This is a genomic window from Clostridium sp. AM25-23AC, from assembly GCF_003435125.1.
GTDB lineage: Bacteria > Bacillota > Clostridia > Lachnospirales > Lachnospiraceae > Pilosibacter > Pilosibacter fragilis.
The window spans coordinates 168,448-188,968 of sequence record NZ_QWGI01000001.1 but is presented as its reverse complement, the minus strand read 5'-3'; the positions used below and the strand labels follow the sequence as shown (position 1 = coordinate 188,968).

General features: G+C 50.4%; 17 protein-coding genes. All 17 read left to right on the top strand.

All coding sequences use genetic code 11. The features are described 5' to 3' along the window. Nucleotides 1–416: 416 nt before the first annotated feature. On the top strand, nucleotides 417–1,784 hold the full coding sequence (gene mgtE / locus DW677_RS00855) for a magnesium transporter (RefSeq protein WP_117470944.1): 1,368 nt from the start codon (nucleotides 417–419) through the stop codon (nucleotides 1,782–1,784). Between the two features lie 65 nt (nucleotides 1,785–1,849). Continuing rightward, nucleotides 1,850–3,307 (top strand): glutamate--tRNA ligase, encoded by a 1,458-nt coding sequence (gltX, locus tag DW677_RS00850; protein WP_117484204.1) that lies wholly within the window; start codon nucleotides 1,850–1,852, stop codon nucleotides 3,305–3,307. A gap of 107 nt (nucleotides 3,308–3,414) precedes the next feature. Beyond that, nucleotides 3,415–5,385, top strand: coding sequence for an ATP-dependent helicase (locus DW677_RS00845; protein ID WP_117505450.1), 1,971 nt, complete (start codon nucleotides 3,415–3,417; stop codon nucleotides 5,383–5,385). Nucleotides 5,386–5,492: 107 nt separating this feature from the next. Then, a complete protein-coding gene (locus tag DW677_RS00840; protein WP_117470941.1) occupies nucleotides 5,493–6,023 on the top strand; it encodes a cob(I)yrinic acid a,c-diamide adenosyltransferase in 531 nt (176 codons plus the stop codon). Nucleotides 6,024–6,190: 167 nt separating this feature from the next. Beyond that, the gene (locus tag DW677_RS00835; protein ID WP_015555061.1) at nucleotides 6,191–6,526 is read left to right on the top strand and encodes a DUF1292 domain-containing protein; all 336 of its coding nucleotides are present in this window, start codon (nucleotides 6,191–6,193) and stop codon (nucleotides 6,524–6,526) included. A gap of 302 nt (nucleotides 6,527–6,828) precedes the next feature. Then, entirely contained in the window at nucleotides 6,829–7,926 is a 1,098-nt protein-coding gene (gene ychF / locus DW677_RS00830) for a redox-regulated ATPase YchF (RefSeq protein WP_117512800.1), read from the top strand. A 237-nt stretch (nucleotides 7,927–8,163) separates the two neighbouring features. Continuing rightward, complete coding sequence (gene lgt, locus DW677_RS00825; protein WP_117470940.1) at nucleotides 8,164–9,039, top strand: prolipoprotein diacylglyceryl transferase; 876 nt, start codon at nucleotides 8,164–8,166, stop codon at nucleotides 9,037–9,039. A gap of 1 nt (nucleotide 9,040) precedes the next feature. Continuing rightward, nucleotides 9,041–9,193, top strand: coding sequence for an aspartyl-phosphate phosphatase Spo0E family protein (locus DW677_RS00820; protein WP_015555058.1), 153 nt, complete (start codon nucleotides 9,041–9,043; stop codon nucleotides 9,191–9,193). Between the two features lie 398 nt (nucleotides 9,194–9,591). Further along, nucleotides 9,592–10,017 carry a division/cell wall cluster transcriptional repressor MraZ gene (gene mraZ, locus DW677_RS00815; RefSeq protein WP_015555057.1) on the top strand — a complete coding sequence of 142 codons (426 nt, stop codon included), beginning with the start codon at nucleotides 9,592–9,594 and terminating at the stop codon, nucleotides 10,015–10,017. Next, on the top strand, nucleotides 10,014–10,949 hold the full coding sequence (gene rsmH / locus DW677_RS00810) for a 16S rRNA (cytosine(1402)-N(4))-methyltransferase RsmH (RefSeq protein WP_117470939.1): 936 nt from the start codon (nucleotides 10,014–10,016) through the stop codon (nucleotides 10,947–10,949). The genes mraZ and rsmH overlap by 4 nt, the downstream gene beginning before the upstream one ends. A 137-nt stretch (nucleotides 10,950–11,086) precedes the next feature. Beyond that, nucleotides 11,087–11,578 carry a septum formation initiator family protein gene (locus DW677_RS00805; RefSeq protein WP_117470938.1) on the top strand — a complete coding sequence of 164 codons (492 nt, stop codon included), beginning with the start codon at nucleotides 11,087–11,089 and terminating at the stop codon, nucleotides 11,576–11,578. After that, nucleotides 11,556–13,730, top strand: coding sequence for a penicillin-binding transpeptidase domain-containing protein (locus DW677_RS00800; protein ID WP_117470937.1), 2,175 nt, complete (start codon nucleotides 11,556–11,558; stop codon nucleotides 13,728–13,730). Before DW677_RS00805 ends, DW677_RS00800 begins: the two co-directional genes overlap by 23 nt. 178 nt (nucleotides 13,731–13,908) lie before the next feature. Beyond that, entirely contained in the window at nucleotides 13,909–14,586 is a 678-nt protein-coding gene (locus tag DW677_RS00795) for a YkgJ family cysteine cluster protein (protein WP_117512794.1), read from the top strand. 72 nt (nucleotides 14,587–14,658) lie between these two features. After that, a complete protein-coding gene (locus DW677_RS00790; protein WP_117484199.1) occupies nucleotides 14,659–16,392 on the top strand; it encodes a penicillin-binding transpeptidase domain-containing protein in 1,734 nt (577 codons plus the stop codon). A gap of 258 nt (nucleotides 16,393–16,650) precedes the next feature. Then, the gene (mraY, locus tag DW677_RS00785) at nucleotides 16,651–17,619 is read left to right on the top strand and encodes a phospho-N-acetylmuramoyl-pentapeptide-transferase (protein ID WP_117470952.1); all 969 of its coding nucleotides are present in this window, start codon (nucleotides 16,651–16,653) and stop codon (nucleotides 17,617–17,619) included. A 79-nt stretch (nucleotides 17,620–17,698) separates the two neighbouring features. Next, entirely contained in the window at nucleotides 17,699–19,045 is a 1,347-nt protein-coding gene (gene murD / locus DW677_RS00780; protein WP_117566302.1) for a UDP-N-acetylmuramoyl-L-alanine--D-glutamate ligase, read from the top strand. Between the two features lie 12 nt (nucleotides 19,046–19,057). Continuing rightward, nucleotides 19,058–20,470 carry a putative peptidoglycan glycosyltransferase FtsW gene (locus tag DW677_RS00775; protein ID WP_343220844.1) on the top strand — a complete coding sequence of 471 codons (1,413 nt, stop codon included), beginning with the start codon at nucleotides 19,058–19,060 and terminating at the stop codon, nucleotides 20,468–20,470. Nucleotides 20,471–20,521 lie beyond the last annotated feature (51 nt).

Genomic DNA, 20,521 nt, shown 5'->3' with positions numbered 1-20,521 from the left:
ATAGTAACAAACTAATAACACTGTGTTCATGAACGCTGCCAGCCCATATCCTGGCGGCTTTTTGTCATTGTTCACGGGTAGGAATTTTCTGAACTGAAAATTCATCTTCTTCACGAAAAATTGCGTAACCGGTTGCCAATTGGGTAAAATTTTCTTATAATGGAAAGCACAGAGAAAGGAAGTGAACACATAATGGAAGGTCGAAGTCATACGATGGAAGCAGACGCACACCCTGAACCAGTGGCAATAGGCATGACAGGGACGATCTGTTATGTGTATTGCCGAATTTAGCTGTACAGGAGCTTGTGGACCGGCGCAGGGGAAATGCGGCGGCTGCAGGTGTCTTTGCTTCCATAATCGCGTGAAAAGATCAGCAAAATGCTGAGTGAAAACAACTGATTATGGGGGAAAAGAAAATGCCGAATGATGGAAATGAGACATTTGACATGGAGCATCTTCTGGATCTGGCGAAGGAGAAAAAGTACCGCCTGTTAAAGGAAGAGCTTGTGGAACTGAACGAGGTGGATATCGCGTCGTTCATCGAAGAACTGGATTCCGAGCGTACGGTCATCGTGTTCCGGATGCTGCCGAAGGCGCTGGCGACCGAAGTGTTTGCCGAGCTTCCGGTGGACAAGCAGAGTCACATTATCAACAGCATCACCGATAAAGAGCTTTCCGAGATCGTGGAAGAGCTTTATGTGGATGATGCCGTAGACCTGGTGGAGGAACTTCCGGCAACGGTGGTCCGCCGTGTCCTTCAGAACACGAAACCGGAGACGAGAAAACTGATCAACCAGTTCTTAAACTATCCGGAAAACACAGCCGGAAGTATCATGACGGCTGAGTACGTCGGATTAAAGAAGACTATGACGGTGGAACAGTGTTTCGCCTATATCCGTCATCACGCGGTGGATTCCGAGACGATCTACACCTGCTATGTGATGGACGAAAAACGAATGCTGGACGGCGTTGTGACGGTAAAGGATCTTCTCCTTCAGCCCTATGAGCGTCTGGTGGGCGATATTATGGACACCCACGTCATCAAAGCCCAGACGACCGATGACCAGGAGCAGGTGGCGGACACGATGAACAAGTACGGTCTGCTCTCCATGCCGGTAGTTGACAGTGAGGACCGCCTTGTGGGAATCATCACCGTTGACGATGTCATGGAAGTCATGGAAGAAGAGGCCACCGAGGACTTCGAGAAGATGGCGGCGATGCTGCCGAGTGAAAAGCCGTATCTAAAGACCGGCGTCTTCACATTGGCAAAAAACAGGATCCCGTGGCTTCTGATCTTAATGCTTTCCAGTACGATCACCGGCGGAATCCTCGTAAAATATGAGAATGCCTTTGCGGCAATCCCGCTTCTTGTAAGCTTTATCCCGATGCTTATGGATACCGGCGGAAACTCCGGAAGCCAGAGCAGCACCATGATCATCCGTGGTATGGCTATCGGCGATGTGGAGCCTTCGGATATCCTGAAGGTCGTGTGGAAGGAAGTACGGGTCGGCGTGATCGTTGGATTTGTCCTGGCGGTGGTAAACTTTATCCGTCTGATGATCCAGTATCCGGGCAACACGATGATCTGCGTGACCGTCGTGATCAGCCTGTTCTGTACGGTCATCGTTGCGAAGACGATCGGATGCACACTGCCGATCGGGGCGAAGGTCTTAAAGCTTGATCCGGCGATCATGGCGTCACCGATGATCACGACGATCGTGGATGCGGTGAGTCTGATGGTGTACTTTAATCTGGCTTGTCATTTATTAGATATGACGGTATAGAAAAAAAGAATGTCTGTCTGCGGAACTATCCGCGGATAAATATATATCAACAGGAGATATGGATTATGGAAAAAATCAGAACAAGATTTGCGCCGAGCCCGACCGGCCGGATGCATGTAGGTAATTTAAGAACAGCTCTTTACACATACCTGATCGCAAAGCATGAAGGCGGAGATTTCATTCTCCGTATTGAGGATACAGACCAGGAGCGCCACGTTGAGGGTGCTGAGGGAATCATCTACCGCACACTGGAAAAGACCGGACTGATCCATGACGAGGGTCCGGATAAGGACGGCGGCTATGGTCCGTATGTCCAGAGTGAGCGCCAGAAAGCCGGAATCTACATGGAGTACGCGAAAAAGCTTGTAGAAAAAGGTGAGGCATATTACTGCTTCTGTACCCAGGAGCGCTTAAATTCATTAAAGAAGACCGTAAACGGTGAGGAGATCATGGTATACGATAAGCACTGCCTGCATCTTACCAAAGAAGAGGTAGAGGCAAACTTAAAGGCAGGAAAGCCGTTCGTTATCCGCCAGAACAACCCGAAAGAGGGAACTACAACATTCCACGATGAGATCTACGGAGATATCACGGTAGACAACGCAGAGCTCGACGATATGGTTCTTATCAAATCCGACGGATACCCAACCTACAACTTCGCAAACGTTGTGGATGACCATCTGATGAAGATCACACACGTTGTCCGCGGAAACGAGTACCTTTCTTCCTCCCCGAAGTACAACCGTCTCTACGACGCATTCGGCTGGAAAGTTCCGGTATATGTACACTGCCCAACCATCACAAACGAGGAGCACAAGAAATTAAGCAAGAGAAGCGGACATTCCTCCTTCGAGGATCTTCTCGAGCAGGGCTTTTTAACAGAGGCGATCGTAAACTTCGTTGCCCTCTTAGGATGGTCCCCGACAGACAACCAGGAGTTCTTTACTCTTGAGGAGCTTGTAAAAGCGTTCGACTACCACAATATGAGCAAGTCCCCGGCTGTCTTCGATATGACAAAGCTTCGCTGGATGAACGGCGAGTACATCAAGAAGATGGACGATGGGAAGTTCTTCGAGCTTGCAAAGCCGTACCTTGAGGCTGCGATCAAGAAACCGTTAGACTTAAAGAAGATTGCCGGAATGGTGAAGACGAGAATCGAGACACTGTGCGATATCGCGGATCAGGTCGACTTCTTCGAGGAGATGCCGGAGTACAGTGCGGATATGTATATCCATAAGAAGATGAAGACAACAAAGGAGAACTCCTTAGAGACATTAAAGGAGGTTCTTCCGATCCTTGAGGAACAGGATGACTTCAGCAATGATGCCCTGTTTGAGGCTCTTTCCAAGTATGTTGCCGATAAGGGCGTAAAGACTGGTTTCGTTATGTGGCCGATCCGTACAGCGGTATCTGGAAAACAGATGACACCGGCAGGCGCTACCGAGATCATGGAGATCATCGGAAAAGAGGAGTCCCTGACACGTATCAGGAAGGGAATTGAGCTGTTGGAGGCTGCTGAGTAATTTGTAAATCGCGTAACGGTGAGAGGACTGAACAGTCTCAAAACCGCAATACGATCAAGCGGCGGACCGGGCAGAAACAGACAGAAACCTGACCGGAATGGATAAATATGGATTTTAATAAAGCACAGATGACAGCTCTGGAGCACCGGGATGGACCGATGATGGTCTTAGCGGGTCCGGGGTCTGGAAAGACAACAGTAATTACACACAGAATCAAGAGACTGCTGGAGGCGGGCGTTGACCCCTCCGGCATTCTTGTCATTACGTTCACGAAAGCGGCGGCCGCGGAGATGAAGGAGCGGTTTCTCAGACTGGCGCGGGAGGAAGATGAAAAGCGGAGAAAGGCGGGGAAGAAGGATGATCACCTGCCGAAAAACGGATGGAGTCTGCACAGGCCGGAAAAAAGCCAACAGAGTGCAGCCGAGGCCAGGCAGCGCGCGCAGGGAGCCGGAAATTCTTTGGAAGCCGCGGGCAGCCGTGTGAGTTTCGGAACCTTCCATTCCGTCTTTTACCACATCTTAAAGTGGGCGTACCGCTTTCCCGCCGGAAATGTGATTAGCGGGGAGGAAAAGCGGCAGTATTTTAAAAAGTTTCTCGATGAGTCCGGGATGGAGGTGGAGGACGAGGCGGAGTTTATCTCCTCCATCATCAACGAGATCAGCTACGTGAAGGGCGAGCGCCTTGACTTAAAATATTACTATTCCCAGAACTGCCCGGAAGAGTGGTTTAAGAAGCTCTATGACGGGTACGATGAGATGCTGGAGCAGACGGGAAAGATCGATTTCGACGATATGCTCGTCATGTGCCATGAGCTGTTCACGGAGCGGAAGGACATCCTGGCTGCCTGGCAGAAAAAATTCAAGTATATTCTGGTGGACGAATTCCAGGACATCAATCTTTTGCAATACCAGGTGGTGCGGATGTTAGCGCTGCCGGAAAATAACCTCTTTATCGTCGGGGATGATGACCAGTCCATTTATCGGTTCCGCGGGGCGAAGCCGGAGATCATGCTGGGATTTGAGAAGGATTTTCCGGGGACGAAGAGAGTTCTTCTTGGAACAAACTACCGGTCCACAAAGGAGATCGTGGAGACTTCGCTGAAGCTTATTGGGCACAATAAGGTTCGCTTTGAGAAGAAACTGGAGCCGTTCCGGGGATCCGGGCGGCCGGTGGATTTCAGGGTCTTTGACAATCCGGGACATGAGATGGACACGGTGGCACAAAGCATCCGGGCGTATCATGACGCCGGGTATGCCTGGAACGAGATTGCGGTGTTGTTCCGCACAGGGGCAAATTCCGGGCTGATGGCGGAGCGGCTTATGGGGTACAATATTCCCTTTCAGCTCCGGGATGTGATCCCAAACCTCTATAGTCACTGGATCGCGAAGGACCTCTTTGCCTACATGGAGATCGCGGCGGGCAGCAGGAAACGGTCGGATTTCTACCGGATCATGAACCGTCCGAACCGGTATTTCAGCAGAGACGCCTTTGATACGCCGACGGTGTCCTTCGACCGGTTAAAGTCCTTTTATCAGGACAGGGACTGGATGGAGGACCGGATATGCGACCTGGAGGCGGATCTCAGGACCATGTCGAGACTGAAGCCTGTGGCAGCGGTGAATTATATCCGCAAAGTCATCGGATATGACGATTATCTCAGGTCATACGCGGAGTTCCGGAGAATGAAACCGGAGGAACTTTTCGAGACAGCAGACAAGCTGGCGGAGAGTGCGGCGGAGTTTGAGACCTTCGAGGCCTGGAAGGAACATGCGGTGCGGTACGAGGAAGAGTTGAAAAAGCAGAATCTCGAAGAGACCAGGGAAGCGAGAGACCGGGTGACACTGTCCACGATGCACAGCGCGAAGGGGCTGGAATATCCGGTGGTGTTCGTGGTGGATGTGAATGAGGGGATCGTTCCGCATCACAAGGCGGGACTCCCGGCGGATATCGAGGAAGAGCGGCGGCTGTTTTATGTGGCCCTGACCCGAGCAAAGGACCGGCTCCATGTGGCGGCGGTGCGGGAGCGGTATCACAGGAAGACGGATGTTTCGCGGTTTATCGGGGAAGCAGGTTTGTAGAGGATTCAGAGAGGAGCCAGAGTCATTGCGGCTTAGGCCGCCGGAAAGGCACCATAGCAGAGAACAGTTCTTTCCTGCTGTGAATGCCTGAAGAATGGAGGAGACAAATGGGACTTGTCCATATTTATTGTGGTGACGGAAAAGGAAAGACCAGCGCAGCGATAGGGCTTGCGGTCCGGGCAGCGGGCAGCGGTAGGCGTGTCGTGATCGCGCGTTTTTTAAAGACAGATAACTCCGGGGAAGTGGAGATCTTAAAGAGACTTCCGGAGGTGACACTGATCCCGTGCCGGAAGAACTTTGGCTTTGTCCGGTCCATGGATGAGGAGACGAAAAAAGAGTGCGCGGATTATAACAGAAATCTGTTTTTGGAGGCGGCAGAGCTGGCGAAAACTGCGGATCTCGTGGTCTTTGACGAGATCATGGCGGCGGTGAACTACGGGATGGTACCGGAAAAGGACATCCTGGATTTTCTGGAAAACCGGCCGAAAAAGGGCGAGCCGGATGGGCTGGAAATTGTCCTTACGGGGCGGAACCCGTCGGAGTCGTTACTTGGGGCGGCGGACTATGTGTCGGAGATCTGTAAGAGAAAGCATCCGTTTGACAAGGGAATCATGGCACGACGCGGAGTAGAATACTGATGTTACTGTGCGTGGGCATGGAGTGCCCGTGTACTGTAACTGGATTTAGGTAATTCTTTCTATTGATTTTATGGATGTTTACTGGTATTCTATAAAAAACAGCGGCCGCAGAAAAAACGGCTGTCAATTAACGGCACACTGCCGGAAATGAGAGGGAAATTAAGGTTATGGCAAAGGAAAAAAACATGAACCAGGACGCAGCAAACGACGAGGAGATGACTGTCACTCTGACACTGGATGATGGAACAGATTTAGAGTGCGTGGTTCTTACGATCTTCGAGGCGGCTGATAAGGAATATATTGCGCTTCTCCCGTTAGACGGCAATGAGGCTGAGGACGGAGAGGTCTACTTATACCGCTATACAGAGGACGCAGATGGCAACCCGGATATCCAGAATATCGAGAGCGACGAGGAGTACGAGATCGTTGCGGACGCCTTCGACGAGTTCCTTGATACAGCGGAGTACGATGAGATCGTAAGCGAGGAAGACTTAGACGACTAAGCCGGGAGCAAAATAGTGTTTCCAGGCTGGGTTCATCAACAGAGCAACGGAAAATGGAGATATGTTTCTGACAGGAAAACTGATTCGGAGACAAAGATAAAAAGCATTGATGGAGTCAAAAAGATATATCCGGTCACAAAAAATTGACCGGATGAACTCTTTTTGGCTCCTTTTTTGCGGAAATTCCCTTCCTTTTCCGCATGTTTTGTGCTATGCTAAATACACTTGTGGTCGTATGGGATCACATTAAATTATGTAAAAACCATATTTTTGCGTATAAAGGTTTAGAAAGGAAAATTACCATGAAACTTGGCATTGTCGGCCTGCCGAACGTAGGTAAAAGTACATTATTCAACTCTTTGACAAAGGCGGGCGCTGAATCCGCAAACTATCCGTTCTGTACCATCGACCCGAACGTGGGCGTTGTTCCGGTACCGGATTTCCGCTTGAAGCTCTTATCGGATCTTTACAACTCCGAGAAGATCACACCGGCTGTGATCGAGTTCGTAGATATCGCAGGTCTCGTAAAGGGTGCATCCAAAGGTGAGGGACTTGGAAACCAGTTCCTCGCGAATATCCGTGAGGTAGATGCTATCGTTCACGTTGTCCGCTGCTTCGAGGACCCGAACGTTATCCATGTAGACGGAAGCGTTGATCCGCTCCGCGACATCGAGACTATCAACTTAGAGCTGATCTTCTCCGATATCGAGGTCATCGACCGCCGGATCGCGAAGATGGGCAAGGGCGCAGCTTCCAACAAGGCACTTGCGAAGGAATTAAATATCTTAAAGGCTGTGAAGGAACACCTCGAGAACGGCAAGCTTGCAAAGAGCTTTGAGTGTGAGGATGATGAGGAGCAGGCATTTGTTGCTTCCTTAGATCTCCTTACCTGGAAACCGGTGATCTTCGCTGCGAACGTCGGTGAGGATGATCTTGCCGATGACGGCGCTTCCAATCCGCATGTACAGGCTGTCCGCAAGTTCGCTTCTGAGAACGACAGCGAAGTGTTTGTTGTGTGCGCGCAGATCGAGGAGGAGATCTCCGAGTTAGATGACGATGAGAAAAAGATGTTCTTAGATGACCTTGGTTTAAAGGAGTCCGGACTTGACAAGCTGATCGCGGCAAGCTACCGTCTCCTCGGTCTTATCAGCTACCTGACAGCAGGAGAGAAGGAGACACGTGCATGGACCATCAAGGTCGGCACAAAAGCACCGCAGGCAGCAGGAAAGATCCACACCGATTTCGAGCGCGGATTTATCAAGGCAGAGGTTGTAAACTACAAGGATCTCTTAGACTGCGGTTCCTACAACGGAGCGAAGGAAAAAGGACTTGTCCGCATGGAAGGTAAGGACTACGTGATGAAGGACGGAGATGTTGTTCTTTTCCGGTTCAATGTATAATTTCTCCGGAAGATCTGATAGAATAAGGAATATAAAAGTCATGGAGTGTATCAGTTAAACACCATTCCATGGCTTTTCTTTTGTTTTAGGACAGATTCCTGGCGGTTCCTGTTTGAGCAAGACGTGAACGGCAGTTCATGTCGAATAAACACGAGGACTGTCAAGCGAATCTGTTTGCTTTTTGCCGCTTTTCGGAGTAAAATAAAATTCACCAAAGAAAAAAGGAGAACAGAATCAATGTCAGGAGCAGATGTAAGCTTCGTTCACCTGGGGATCTCGATTCCCCACATGGTGAAGAGCTTTTCAATCGGAGGAATATCCTTTGCGTACTACGGACTGATCATCGGGATCGGCATGATCTTAGGACTCTGTGTTGCCCAGTCCGATGCGAAGCGCAGGGGACAGAATCCAGATATTTACCTTGATTTCGCACTTTACGGAATTATCTTTTCCATCATCGGAGCGCGGATCTACTATGTTTTCTTCCAGTGGGCCTACTACAAGGACCACCTGATGGAGATCGTGAACTTGAGGAAAGGCGGACTTGCGATCTACGGCGGAGTGATCGCCGGAATCCTGACGCTGCTTGTCTTTACAAAGAAACGCCACCTTTCCTTTTTGTCCATGGCAGACAGCGCATGCCTTGGACTTATAACCGGACAAATGATCGGACGATGGGGTAACTTTATCAACTGCGAGGCCTTCGGCCGCTACACAGACTGCCTGTTTGCCATGCGGATCAGACGTAGCATTGTGAATGAGAGCATGATCTCACAAAATCTCCTTGACCATCTGATCCTGGACAATGGAATCGAGTACATTCAGGTCCATCCGACGTTCCTCTACGAGTCCCTCTGGAACTTCGGTCTCCTAATGTTCATGCTCTGGTTCCGCAAGCGGAAAACGTTCACAGGGGAAATGCTTTGTATCTATCTGGCCGGGTATGGAATCGGAAGAGCGTGGATCGAAGGATTGAGAACGGATTCTCTCCTGATACCGGGTACCCAGATCGCGGTATCCCAGGCATTGTCTGTTGTGCTGGCGACCGTCTCTCTTGTGATCCTTATTTACAACAGGAGAAAGGCTTTCGTCCAGGGAAAGGAAGCAAACTGATATGGAGAGCAGGGAAGAATTGGTAAATCAGATCGAGGAGGCGAGAAAAAGATTGAACGGAAGTATTGATGGAAAGGAGTCCTACGATCTGATCTACCGATACAGTGTGGAACTTGACCGGCTGATCGAACAGTATATGGACGCGGGATACTAGGGGGGCCGCAGTACATAAAAATCGAATATACTCCAGATAAAATGCGGAAAAGCTGCCTGAAAGGCGGCTTTTTCGCGTTTTATAGGAAGATTTCCATAAAATGGCACCTTGTTTGTTACTGTACACGGGTAGGAATTTTCTGAACTGAAAATTCCGTACAATACAGTGGTGGTAGTGGATTTTGCCGATTCGGAATGCGAAGCATCGGCATAATCAGTTACTGTTTGCGCAAGGCGTGAACAGTGACCCTTGTTTTGTACATGAAAAAATGAAAAATTCCTTGCTATTTTAAAGTAAATGTACTAAGATTACATTAGAAGTGGTGGAAAGTGGATAAAAGTGGTTTAAAATGGTGGATCAGTGGATTACGATGGACCACATAATCACAGGAGTGAGTAATGTTCATTGGAGAGTACAGTCATACAATCGATGCAAAAGGCCGTCTGATTGTCCCTTCCAAATTCCGTGAGCAGCTGGGCGATGAGTTCGTTGTTACAAAGGGATTGGATGGGTGTCTCTTCGTGTACGAAAATTCTGAGTGGAAATCTTTTGAGGAAAAGCTCCACGCGCTTCCTCTTACGAATGCTAATGCCAGAAAGTTTTCGAGATTTTTCCTGGCTGGTGCCTGTGCCTGTGAGGTGGACAGGCAGGGAAGGATCCTGATCCCTTCTGTTTTAAGAGAATTCGCGAAGCTGGAAAAAGACGTCGTCTTAGTCGGCGTCGGAAGCCGGATTGAGATCTGGAACAAGGCGGTCTGGAACGAGAAGAATGTCTACGATGACATGGAAGAAATTGCAGAAAATATGGAAGGTCTTGGCATATGATTTTTGAACATAAATCAGTCCTGCTGATGGAAACCGTCGACAGCCTGAATGTAAAACCGGATGGGATCTACGTGGACGGGACTTTAGGCGGAGGCGGACATGCATACGAAGTATCCCGGCGACTCGGCGAAAAGGGCCGCCTGATCGGAATCGATCAGGACGCGGACGCGATCGCGGCGGCGACAGAACGTCTTCTCCCATTTAAAGATAAAGTAACGATCGTGAGAAGCAACTACAAGAATATCCGGGAAGTGCTCTTTAACCTTGGAATTGAAAAGGTGGATGGCATTTATCTGGATCTTGGTGTGTCTTCATACCAGCTGGATACGGCGGACCGTGGATTCTCTTACAGAGAGGATGCCCCGCTGGATATGAGAATGGATCAGAGAAACGACAAGACCGCGGCGGATATCGTAAACGGCTACAGCGAGATGGAGCTGTATAGAATTATCCGCGATTACGGCGAGGATCGTTTCGCAAAGAATATCGCGAAGCACATCGTCAGAGAGAGGGAGATCCACACAATCGAGACGACACTGCAGCTCGCAGAGATCATCCGCGGCGCGATCCCGGCAAAGATCCGTGCTGAGGGCGGACATCCGGCAAAACGGACATTTCAGGCGATCCGCATTGAATTAAACCACGAGCTGGATGTGTTAAACGATTCCATCGACACAATGATCGACCTCTTAAATCCGGGTGGACGTTTATCGATCATTACGTTCCACTCTCTGGAGGACCGCATCGTGAAGACGAGATTCCGCACAAATGAAAATCCGTGTATCTGCCCTCCGGATTTCCCGGTATGCGTATGCGGAAGAAAGAGCAAAGGCCGCGTTGTGACGAGAAAACCGATCGTTCCATCAGATGAGGAACTGGAAGAGAACAGAAGATCAAAGAGTTCGAAACTGAGGGTGTTCGAGAGAAGCTGAGAGCCCCCAAGTACAGAAAAAGCAGAAAGTTTATGGTAAATGTTCAGCAGATCTGCATGTTCCTGAAATCGACAACAGGGGAACATGAGCAGAACGGCACTGGACTGTTGCATATATATTAGAAAGGAAGTGATGGTATGGCAGCAAGGAGACGGAAAAGAGCCCCGCAGACCGAAGAATATGTAGAGGGAAATACTGTCCGTAAAGTCGAGCGTGTTCCCCGGTACGAGGAGCAGGAAAGAGGACATCAGCAGAAGCGGAATGTATCCCATACCGTTACAGTTCGGAGAAATCAGGAAAAAGCGCTTCAGATGAATCTTTTTTCCGTATTGTTGCTGACAGTGGCGGTGATCTGCACACTGTATATCTGTGTGAGCTATTTAAAGCTTCAGTCTTCCGTCACAGCGAGACTCAATCATATTGAGAGTCTGGAGGAGAGTATTGAAAAACTGAAAGGGGATAACGACGCTCTTCTCACAAGGATCAACACGTCGGTGGACCTGGATTATGTGTATAAGGTAGCGACTGAGGAACTGGGAATGGTTTATGCCAATAAGGACCAGGTCCGCTTATACAATAAGACGGAAAGCGAGTATGTAAGACAGTATGAAGACATCCCGGAACGGTAATAATAAGAAAGTTTTTACCATGAGTATGAAAGAAAAGCTGGCGGTTACGGTTCTCGTAACGACGCTGGCTTTGTTTGGTCTTGTCGTTGTTTTATACCGGATGATCAAGGATAAAAACGAGGACTACACCCAGATCGTATTGAACCAGCATTCCTCCTACGACAGCCGGACGATCCCGTACCGCCGCGGCGATATCGTGGACAGGAACGGAACATATCTGGCTACCAGTGAGAAGGTCTACAACCTGATCCTTGATCCGAACCAGATCAACCAGGATAAAGAGAACTACCTGGAACCGACGGTGTCCGCACTCTGTGAGGTATTCGGATACGACAGGGCAGATATTCTGGCGACGATCTCCGCCAATGAAAATTCCTACTATGTGCCTTATGAGAAACAGATCTCCGCAGACAAGAAGGAAGAATTTGAGACAAAAAAGAAAGAGCTGAACGATGCCTACGCGAAGTCAAAGGAAGACAGTGGAAAGAAGATCAAGGGCGTCTGGTTTGAGGATGAGTACCGGAGATTTTATCCGTATAATACCCTGGCCTGCAACGTGGTGGGATTCTCCTACGATAACGGAAAGCAGGGAAGTGGCGGAATTGAGCAGTATTACAATGACCAGCTCACCGGAACAAACGGAAGAGAGTATGGATACCTGGATGACGAGTCCAACATGGAGAAGGTCATTAAATCCGCTGAGAATGGAAATACCATCGTCTCCACCATCGATGTGAATATCCAGAGGATCGTGGAAAAGTATATCGACGAATGGATGAGCGGGATCGGAAGCAAGACGGCGGCTGTTATCGCCATGGATCCGAGAAACGGTGAGATCCTTGCCATGTCCTCCAACCGCAGATTTGATCTGAATAATCCGAGAGATCTGAGCTATGCCTATTCTCAGGAAGAGATCACGGCCATGACGGATGAGGGCAGGATGGATGCCTGGAACCAGATGTGGAGAAATTTCTGTGTAAATGATACTTACGAGCCGGGTTCCCCGGCGAAGCCGATGACAGTTGCGGCGGGGCTTGAGGAAGGCGTCATCAGTCAGAATGATACATTTCTCTGCGACGGCGGACAGGATGTTGGCGGCTACAGGATCAAATGTTCCAATATCTATGGACACGGAATCCTGACGTTGGAGCAGTCCTTAATGAAATCCTGCAACGATGCTATGATGCAGATCGCGGCGAAACTCGGAGTACAGCGGTTTGCAAAATATCAGAAATTATTCGGCATGGGTCAGAAGACCGGAATCGATCTTCCGGGAGAGGCATATGGACTAATCTACAATGCGGACAATATGGGCCCGACAGACCTTGCGGTAAACTCCTTCGGACAGAGCTATAACAGCACGATGATCCAGATGGCGGCGGCATTCGCCTCTGTCATCAACGGCGGTTCCTACTATGAGCCCCATGTGGTAAAGCAGATCTTAAATGATCAGGGTTCTGTTGTGAAGAAAATAGAGCCGAATCTGGTGCGGGAGACGGTTTCCCAGTCCACCAGCGACTTTATCAGGCATGCGCTGTTTATGACCGTTGACGATGAGGAAGGAACCGGTAAGGCGGGACGGGTTGCCGGATACAAGGTCGGCGGAAAGACGGGAACGGCGGAGAAGCTTCCGCGTTCCGCCCACAACTATCTCGTATCCTTCTGTGGATTTGCGCCGGCGGATGACCCGCAGCTTCTTATGTACGTGGTCATCGATACCCCGAATCTTCCGGGCAAAGAGCAGGCGCACAGCACTTTCGCCACAGAGGTTTTCCAGAAGATCATGGCGGAAGCACTTCCATACTTAAATGTATTCCCGGATACGGATACGACGACGGAGGACGCAAGTCTTGCGGATCAGAATGAGGGGATCACGAATAACAACGAGGGTGGACTGGAGCCTGGAACCGGCGAGACCGCGGCGGAGACTGAGGCACCGACGGATGCGGAAGGAAATGTGATTCAGACAGAGCCTGCGCCGGAGGAAGAAGTGATTCCGTATGATGACGGTCTTGGACTTCCGGATGATATGCCGTCCGACGGATCGGGATCCGCGGCGGAGAGTGCGGGCGAAGCCCAGAGTATGGAATCGGTTCAGGAGACTGAGACCATGAAGAATGGAGCGGAGGAGACAACGCAGACCGCGCAGTGATCTGCTGACAGTTTAGCCATGTAGTGATTTATATTTGTGCAGAAAAATGTGCTGCAAGCTTGCTTGCATAAGCGTTTTCCTGCACAAATTAGTATATAGGGTGGCTGTTGCCATACATTTGGAAGAAGATGCCGGTGAGTACTGAACAATTACATATGGGGAATAATAGGAGAAGATCATGAACAGAGAGATGGATATGGCGGAGGTTTCCGACGGAAAACTCTATGGCCTGGATGATATGGTGAAGGCGGACTGCGCAGGGTGTGAGGGCTGCCATGCCTGCTGTACCGGGATGGGAACCTCCGTGGTTCTCGATCCTTTTGACGCGTACCGCATGACGGCGGGGACAGGGAAGACCTTTGAGGCGCTTCTCGCGGGACCTCTGGAACTTAATGTGGTGGATGGGATCATTCTCCCGAACCTCAAGATGGCGGGGGAGGAGGAGGCCTGTTCCTTTTTAGACCAGAATGGACGCTGCAGGATTCATGCGTACCGCCCAGGGATCTGCCGGCTGTTTCCGCTTGGAAGAATTTATGGGGACGGCGGTTTTAAGTATTTTTTGCAGGTTTACGAGTGCGCGAAGGAGACCAGGACCAAGGTAAAGGTTAAAAAATGGATCGATATGCCGGAGCCGAAGCGGTATGATGAGTTTGTCTGTACCTGGCATTACTTTTTAAAGGATCTGGAGCGGGTGATCGGAAAAGACACCTCCGGACAGGCGGCGAAGACCGTGAGTCTTTATCTTATGAAACAGTTTTATCTGATTCCTTATAATAAGGAAGAGGAATTCTATCCGCAGTTTGAGGAGAGAATGGCCGGGGCGAAGAGGGCGCTGGCTGGATTTCTTGCAATGTAATAAAATCCGTGCATGAGGAAACGGGAAGTCCCGTATATTAATTACCAAGACTTTTAAGATGAAGGTTTTGACATGGCGGAATTTCTGACACATCACAGAAAGAAGCTTTTTATCGTTTTTTTAATCTCGGTGCTTCTGATGGTGGGGCTGTGCGCCCAGCTGGGATTCCTGATGATCGCGAGGTCGGACCACTACAGCAAGATGGCGGATGAGCTCCACAAGAGGGAGCGGACCATCAAGGCTGCCCGGGGCGAGATCGTGGATCGGAATGGCACTGTGATCGCCGCGAACCGGACGGTCTGCACCGTGTCCGTGATCCACAATCAGGTGACGGAGCCGGAGAAGGTGATCCGGGAGCTGGTGCGGATCCTGGAGCTTCCGGAGCCGGAGGTCCGGAAAAAGGTAGAAAAGTGGTCTTCCAGGGAGATCATCCGGACAAATGTGGAGAAGTCGGTGGGGGACCAGATCATGAATCTCGGACTCTCCGGTGTGAAGGTCGATGAGGATTATAAGAGATATTATCCTTACGGAAGTCTCGCATCAAAGGTCCTGGGATTCACCGGAGCGGACAATCAGGGGATCATCGGCCTGGAGGTCATGTACGAGAGGTACTTAAAGGGCAGGGATGGTCTGATACTGACGACCTCCGACGCGAAGGGCACGGAACTCCAGAATGCCGCGGAGGAGCGGGTGGAGCCGGTGCCCGGAAATACCCTGACCGTGAGCCTGGATGTGAACATCCAGAAGTACGCGGAGCAGGCGGCGTACCAGGTCATGGAGAAAAAAGGTGCGAAGGCGGTCTCCGTGATCGTCATGAATCCCCGGAATGGGGAGATCTACGCTATGGTAAATGTCCCGGAGTTTGATCTGAACGACCCGTTCACGCTGAATGTGGAAAGCGGCGGACTCACTGGGACGGAGCTCCAGGACGCGAGAAATAAGATGTGGCGGAATCGCTGCATCAACGATACCTACGAGCCCGGCTCCACATTTAAGATCATCACAGCCGCAGCAGGGCTGGAGGCGGGAGTGGTCCATCTGGATGACAGGTTCTCCTGCCCGGGCTTCCGGATCGTGGAAGACCGGAAGATCCGCTGCCATAAGATCGGTGGACATGGAGGAGAGACATTTTTACAGGGAGCCATGAACTCCTGTAACCCGGTGTTTATCGACGTTGGCGCGAGACTTGGCGTGGATTCGTTCTATCATTATTTCGAACAGTTTGGGCTTCTCGGAAAGACCGGGATCGATCTCCCCGGCGAGGCAGCGACGATCATGCACAAGAAGGAAAATATGGGACTTGTGGAGCTAGCCACCGTCTCCTTTGGACAGTCCTTTCAGATCACGCCGATCCAGCTCATCACGACGGCGTCCTCCATCATAAACGGGGGCAGGCGGATCACGCCCCACTTTGCGATGAATGTGGAGAGCACGGATGGGACATATTACCAGAAGTTTTCCTATCCGGAGCGGATGGGAGTCGTGTCGGAAGCTACCAGCGAGACCATGCGGTATATTTTAGAGCAGGTAGTGGCGGAAGGAAGCGGAAAGCGGGCGAAGCTTCCAGGTTACCGGGTCGGCGGAAAGACGGCGACATCGGAGAAGCTGCCGAGAAGCTTAAAGAAATATATTTCTTCTTTTTTAGGATTTGCGCCCGCCGATGATCCCCAGGTCATCGCGCTGATCACTATCGACGAGCCGGTGGGGATCTATTACGGCGGAACCATCGCGGCACCGGTGGTGGCTGATATTTTTTCGAATATTCTGCCGTATCTGGATATCACGTCGGTTTCGGAGACGGATTAATATTGAACCGCTCTGCGCTTTGTGAGTATGTGAGCACAGATGGCGGGAGAAATTCAGGTCTTTTGGTCTTTGTATCAAATGTTCTGATTGATTATTGGGAAAAAAGGACGTATACTATTTACGCTATGAAATGTTGTCAGGCGGCAGCTGTGGGAGCGCCGAAGGCGCGGAACAGCTGAATTTCATGGTGCTGTCGGAAGACGGCATGTCAATTTACATAGGAAGTATGAGGTGCAGCAGGAAAATATGAGGTTCAGCATGGTAAATGAGACAATTCTGGCGATCATTATCGCCTTCGCAATCAGCGCAGCGCTCTGCCCGGTGATCATTCCATTTCTTCACCGGCTGAAATTCGGACAGCAGGTCCGCGATGACGGTCCGCAGAGCCATTTAAAGAAACAGGGAACACCGACGATGGGAGGACTCATCATCCTCACGGCGATCGTGATCACATCCTTATTTTACATTAAGAGCTATCCGCGGATCATCCCGATCCTCTTCGTGACGGTGGGATTCGGAATCATCGGTTTTCTGGATGACTACATCAAGATCGTCATGAAGCGTTCGGAAGGTTTAAACCCGATCCAGAAGCTCATCGGTCAGTTCATCATCACAGGGATTTTCACCTACTATCTGATGACTTCCGGAGAAGTGGGAACAGGAATGCTGATCCCTTTCACTGGCGGATTTGAAAATGGATACTATCTGAATCTCGGCTGGCTGTTTATTCCGGCGGTATTCTTTATCGTTCTCGGAACCGACAACGGTGTAAACTTTACAGACGGCCTTGACGGTCTCTGCACAAGTGTTACGATCCTTGTGGCGACATTCTTCACCGTGGTTGCCATCGGAGAAAACAGCGGGATCAGCCCGATCACAGGTGCCGTTGTGGGAAGTCTGTTAGGCTTTTTACTGTTCAACGTATATCCGGCGAAGGTGTTCATGGGAGACACGGGTTCCCTGGCCCTCGGCGGTTTCGTGGCATCCAGCGCGTTCATGATGCAGATGCCGATCTTTATCGCCGTCGTTGGCCTGATCTACCTGGTGGAGGTCCTCTCCGTCATCATTCAGGTCACATACTTTAAAAAGACTGGCGGGAAGAGAATCTTCAAGATGGCTCCGATCCACCACCATTTCGAGCTTTGCGGATGGTCCGAGACGAGAGTTGTCGCAGTATTTTCGATCGTTACGGCGATCCTTTGCCTGGTTGCCTACATGGGATTATAATTAGGGTAAATGTTCAGACATGCGCAGGAAAATAGCAGGCTGAGCGGTCATTCATTACGAGTATATAGGAGGAGAAACCATGTCACAGAAAGTATTAGTTGCAGGAACGGGAATCAGCGGTATTTCTGCCGCAAAGCTTCTGCTTGCCCAGGGCGGCGAAGTGGTTCTTTATGATGGAAATGAGAAGCTTTCCGAAGAGAAGCTGAAAGCAAAATTTGATGAGGGTGCGAAGGTGACGATCGTTCTCGGTGAACTGAAGAAGACAGACCTTATGGGTGTGGAGTTATGCGTCATCAGCCCTGGTATTCCGCTTGAGGCACCGTTCGTTGCGGTGATCGACGAGGCGAAGATCCCGATCTGGAGTGAGATCGAGCTTGCTTACCACTGCTCAAAGGGAAAACTTGCGGCTATCACAGGTACAAACGGAAAGACAACAACGACAGCCCTCACAGGCGAGATCATGAGAAAGTTCTATAAGAGCGTATTCGTAGTAGGAAACATCGGTGATCCGTACACCGCTCACGCTCTTGAAACCACAGACGAGTCCGTTACCGTCGCGGAGGTTTCCAGCTTCCAGCTTGAGACCATCATGGATTTCCATCCGAATGTGTCCGCGATCACAAACATCACTCCGGACCATCTGGACCGCCATAAGACCATGGAGTGCTATATCCAGGTCAAAGAGGGGATCACAAGAAACCAGACAGAGGAAGATACCTGCGTATTAAACTACGAGGATCCGGTCCTCAGAGAATTCGGAAAGACCTTAAAGTGCAAGGTCCTCTACTTCAGCAGCAAGGAGAAGCTCAACGAGGGCATCTTCATGGACGGAGATTTCATCGTTTACCGTCATGATGGAAAGAACGAGAAGGTTCTCGATGTCAACGAGTTAAACATCATCGGAAGACATAACCACGAGAACGTGATGACAGCCGTTGCCATCGCGATCCATTTAGGCGTCCCGATGGATATGATCCGCGAGGCATGCAGGGAGTTCAAGGCAGTCGAGCACAGGATCGAGTATGTAAGAGAGCGTTTCGGCGTTACTTATTATAATGACTCCAAGGGAACAAACCCGGATGCGGCGATCCAGGCCATCAAGGCGATGCCGGGACCGACACTTTTAATCGCAGGCGGATATGACAAGCATTCCGAGTATGACGAGTGGATCGAGAATTTTGACGGAAAAGTCCGCTATCTCGTCCTCATTGGCCAGACAAGAGACAAGATCGCCGAGTGCGCAAAGAAACATGGTATCACGGATATCATGTACGCGGAAGACATGCAGGAGGCCGTTCAGGTATGCGCTTCTTACGCGAATGCAGGCGATTATGTGCTGCTCTCTCCGGCATGCGCAAGCTGGGGAATGTTCAAGAACTTTGAGGAGCGCGGACGGATCTTTAAGGAATGCGTCAACGCGCTGTAATGGAGGCTTAGCGTGGCTCGAAAGAAAGTTCGAAAAGCCGGCGGCAGGGCACAGGCGCAGAGACAGCAGGTACATCGTCAGCAGATGCAGAGACAGCAGATGCAGAGACAGCAGATGTCCGGAGAACAGTTGGAGCGTCAGCAGATTGAAAGAGAGCGGGCGAAACGCCAGCAGGAGGGACAGCGAAGAGAGCAGCTTCTGATGCAGCAGCGCCGTGAGATGCAGCAGAGACAGGAAATGCTGCGGCAGCAGCAGATGTACGGGGCTCCTGTACAGGAAGAGGGAAAACGGAAAAAGAAAGCACGCCGTTTTTACGACTATGACCTCTTAGTGGTCATTATCTTCCTTACGGTATTCGGACTGATCATGATCTACAGTTCCAGCGCCTACAATGCCCAGGTGAGCAGGCAGCCGTCCAACTACTACATGGTGCGTCAGGGACAGATCGCCGTGGCTGGATTCATCCTGATGCTGATCATTTCAAAGATCGACTATCACTTCTTGGCGAAGTTTACTGTTCCGGCAGTAGTGGTATCCTATATCTGCGAGATCCTTGTAACATTTACACCACTGGGAATCGCGGTTAACGGCAAGAAAAGATGGCTGGGAACAAGATCCCTGCGTTTTCAGCCTGCAGAGCTTGTAAAGATCGTGGTGATCCTGCTTCTGGCCGTGCTCATCACGAGACTTGGAAAGCAGATCAATGAATGGCGGGTGTGGGGAATGATCGCGGTCCTCATCGGACCTCTGGCACTTCTCGTCACCATGAACAACTTAAGCTCCGGTATCATCATCTGCGGAATCGCTTTCGTCATGATGTTTATCGCGTGCAAGAGAAAATGGCCATTTATTGCGACGGTGGCGCTTGGAATCACTGTCATCGTCTTCGCGCCGCCTGTGGCCATCGCCCTCGAGAAGGCGGGAATCCTCCATTCCTACCAGCTGAGCCGAATCCTGGTGTGGAAAAACCCGGAGGCGTATCCGAAGTCCGGTGGATATCAGGTCCTTCAGGGACTGTACGCCATCGGTTCCGGCGGCCTTCTCGGAAAGGGACTGGGACAGAGTATCCAGAAGTTAAGCTTCCTTCCGGAGCCGCAGAACGATATGATCTTCGCGGTGATCTGTGAGGAGCTGGGACTTTTCGGAGCGGTAGCCGTGATATTCATGTTCCTGTTCATGCTGTACAGATTTTTAGTCATCGCCGGAAATGCGCCGGATCTATTTGGTGCAATGCTGGTGACAGGTGTTCTGGCACATATCGCGATCCAGGTCGTCTTGAACATTGCCGTTGTTACGAATGTGATTCCTAACACGGGAATCACGCTTCCGTTTATCAGTTACGGGGGTACGTCGGTGCTGTTTTTGATGATTGAGATGGGAATGGTACTAAGTGTGTCCAACCAGATCAGGCTGGAACAGCAGTAACATAATTGATACTCTTGCATATACTGTTTTATAGCGGCATATGCGGGGGAA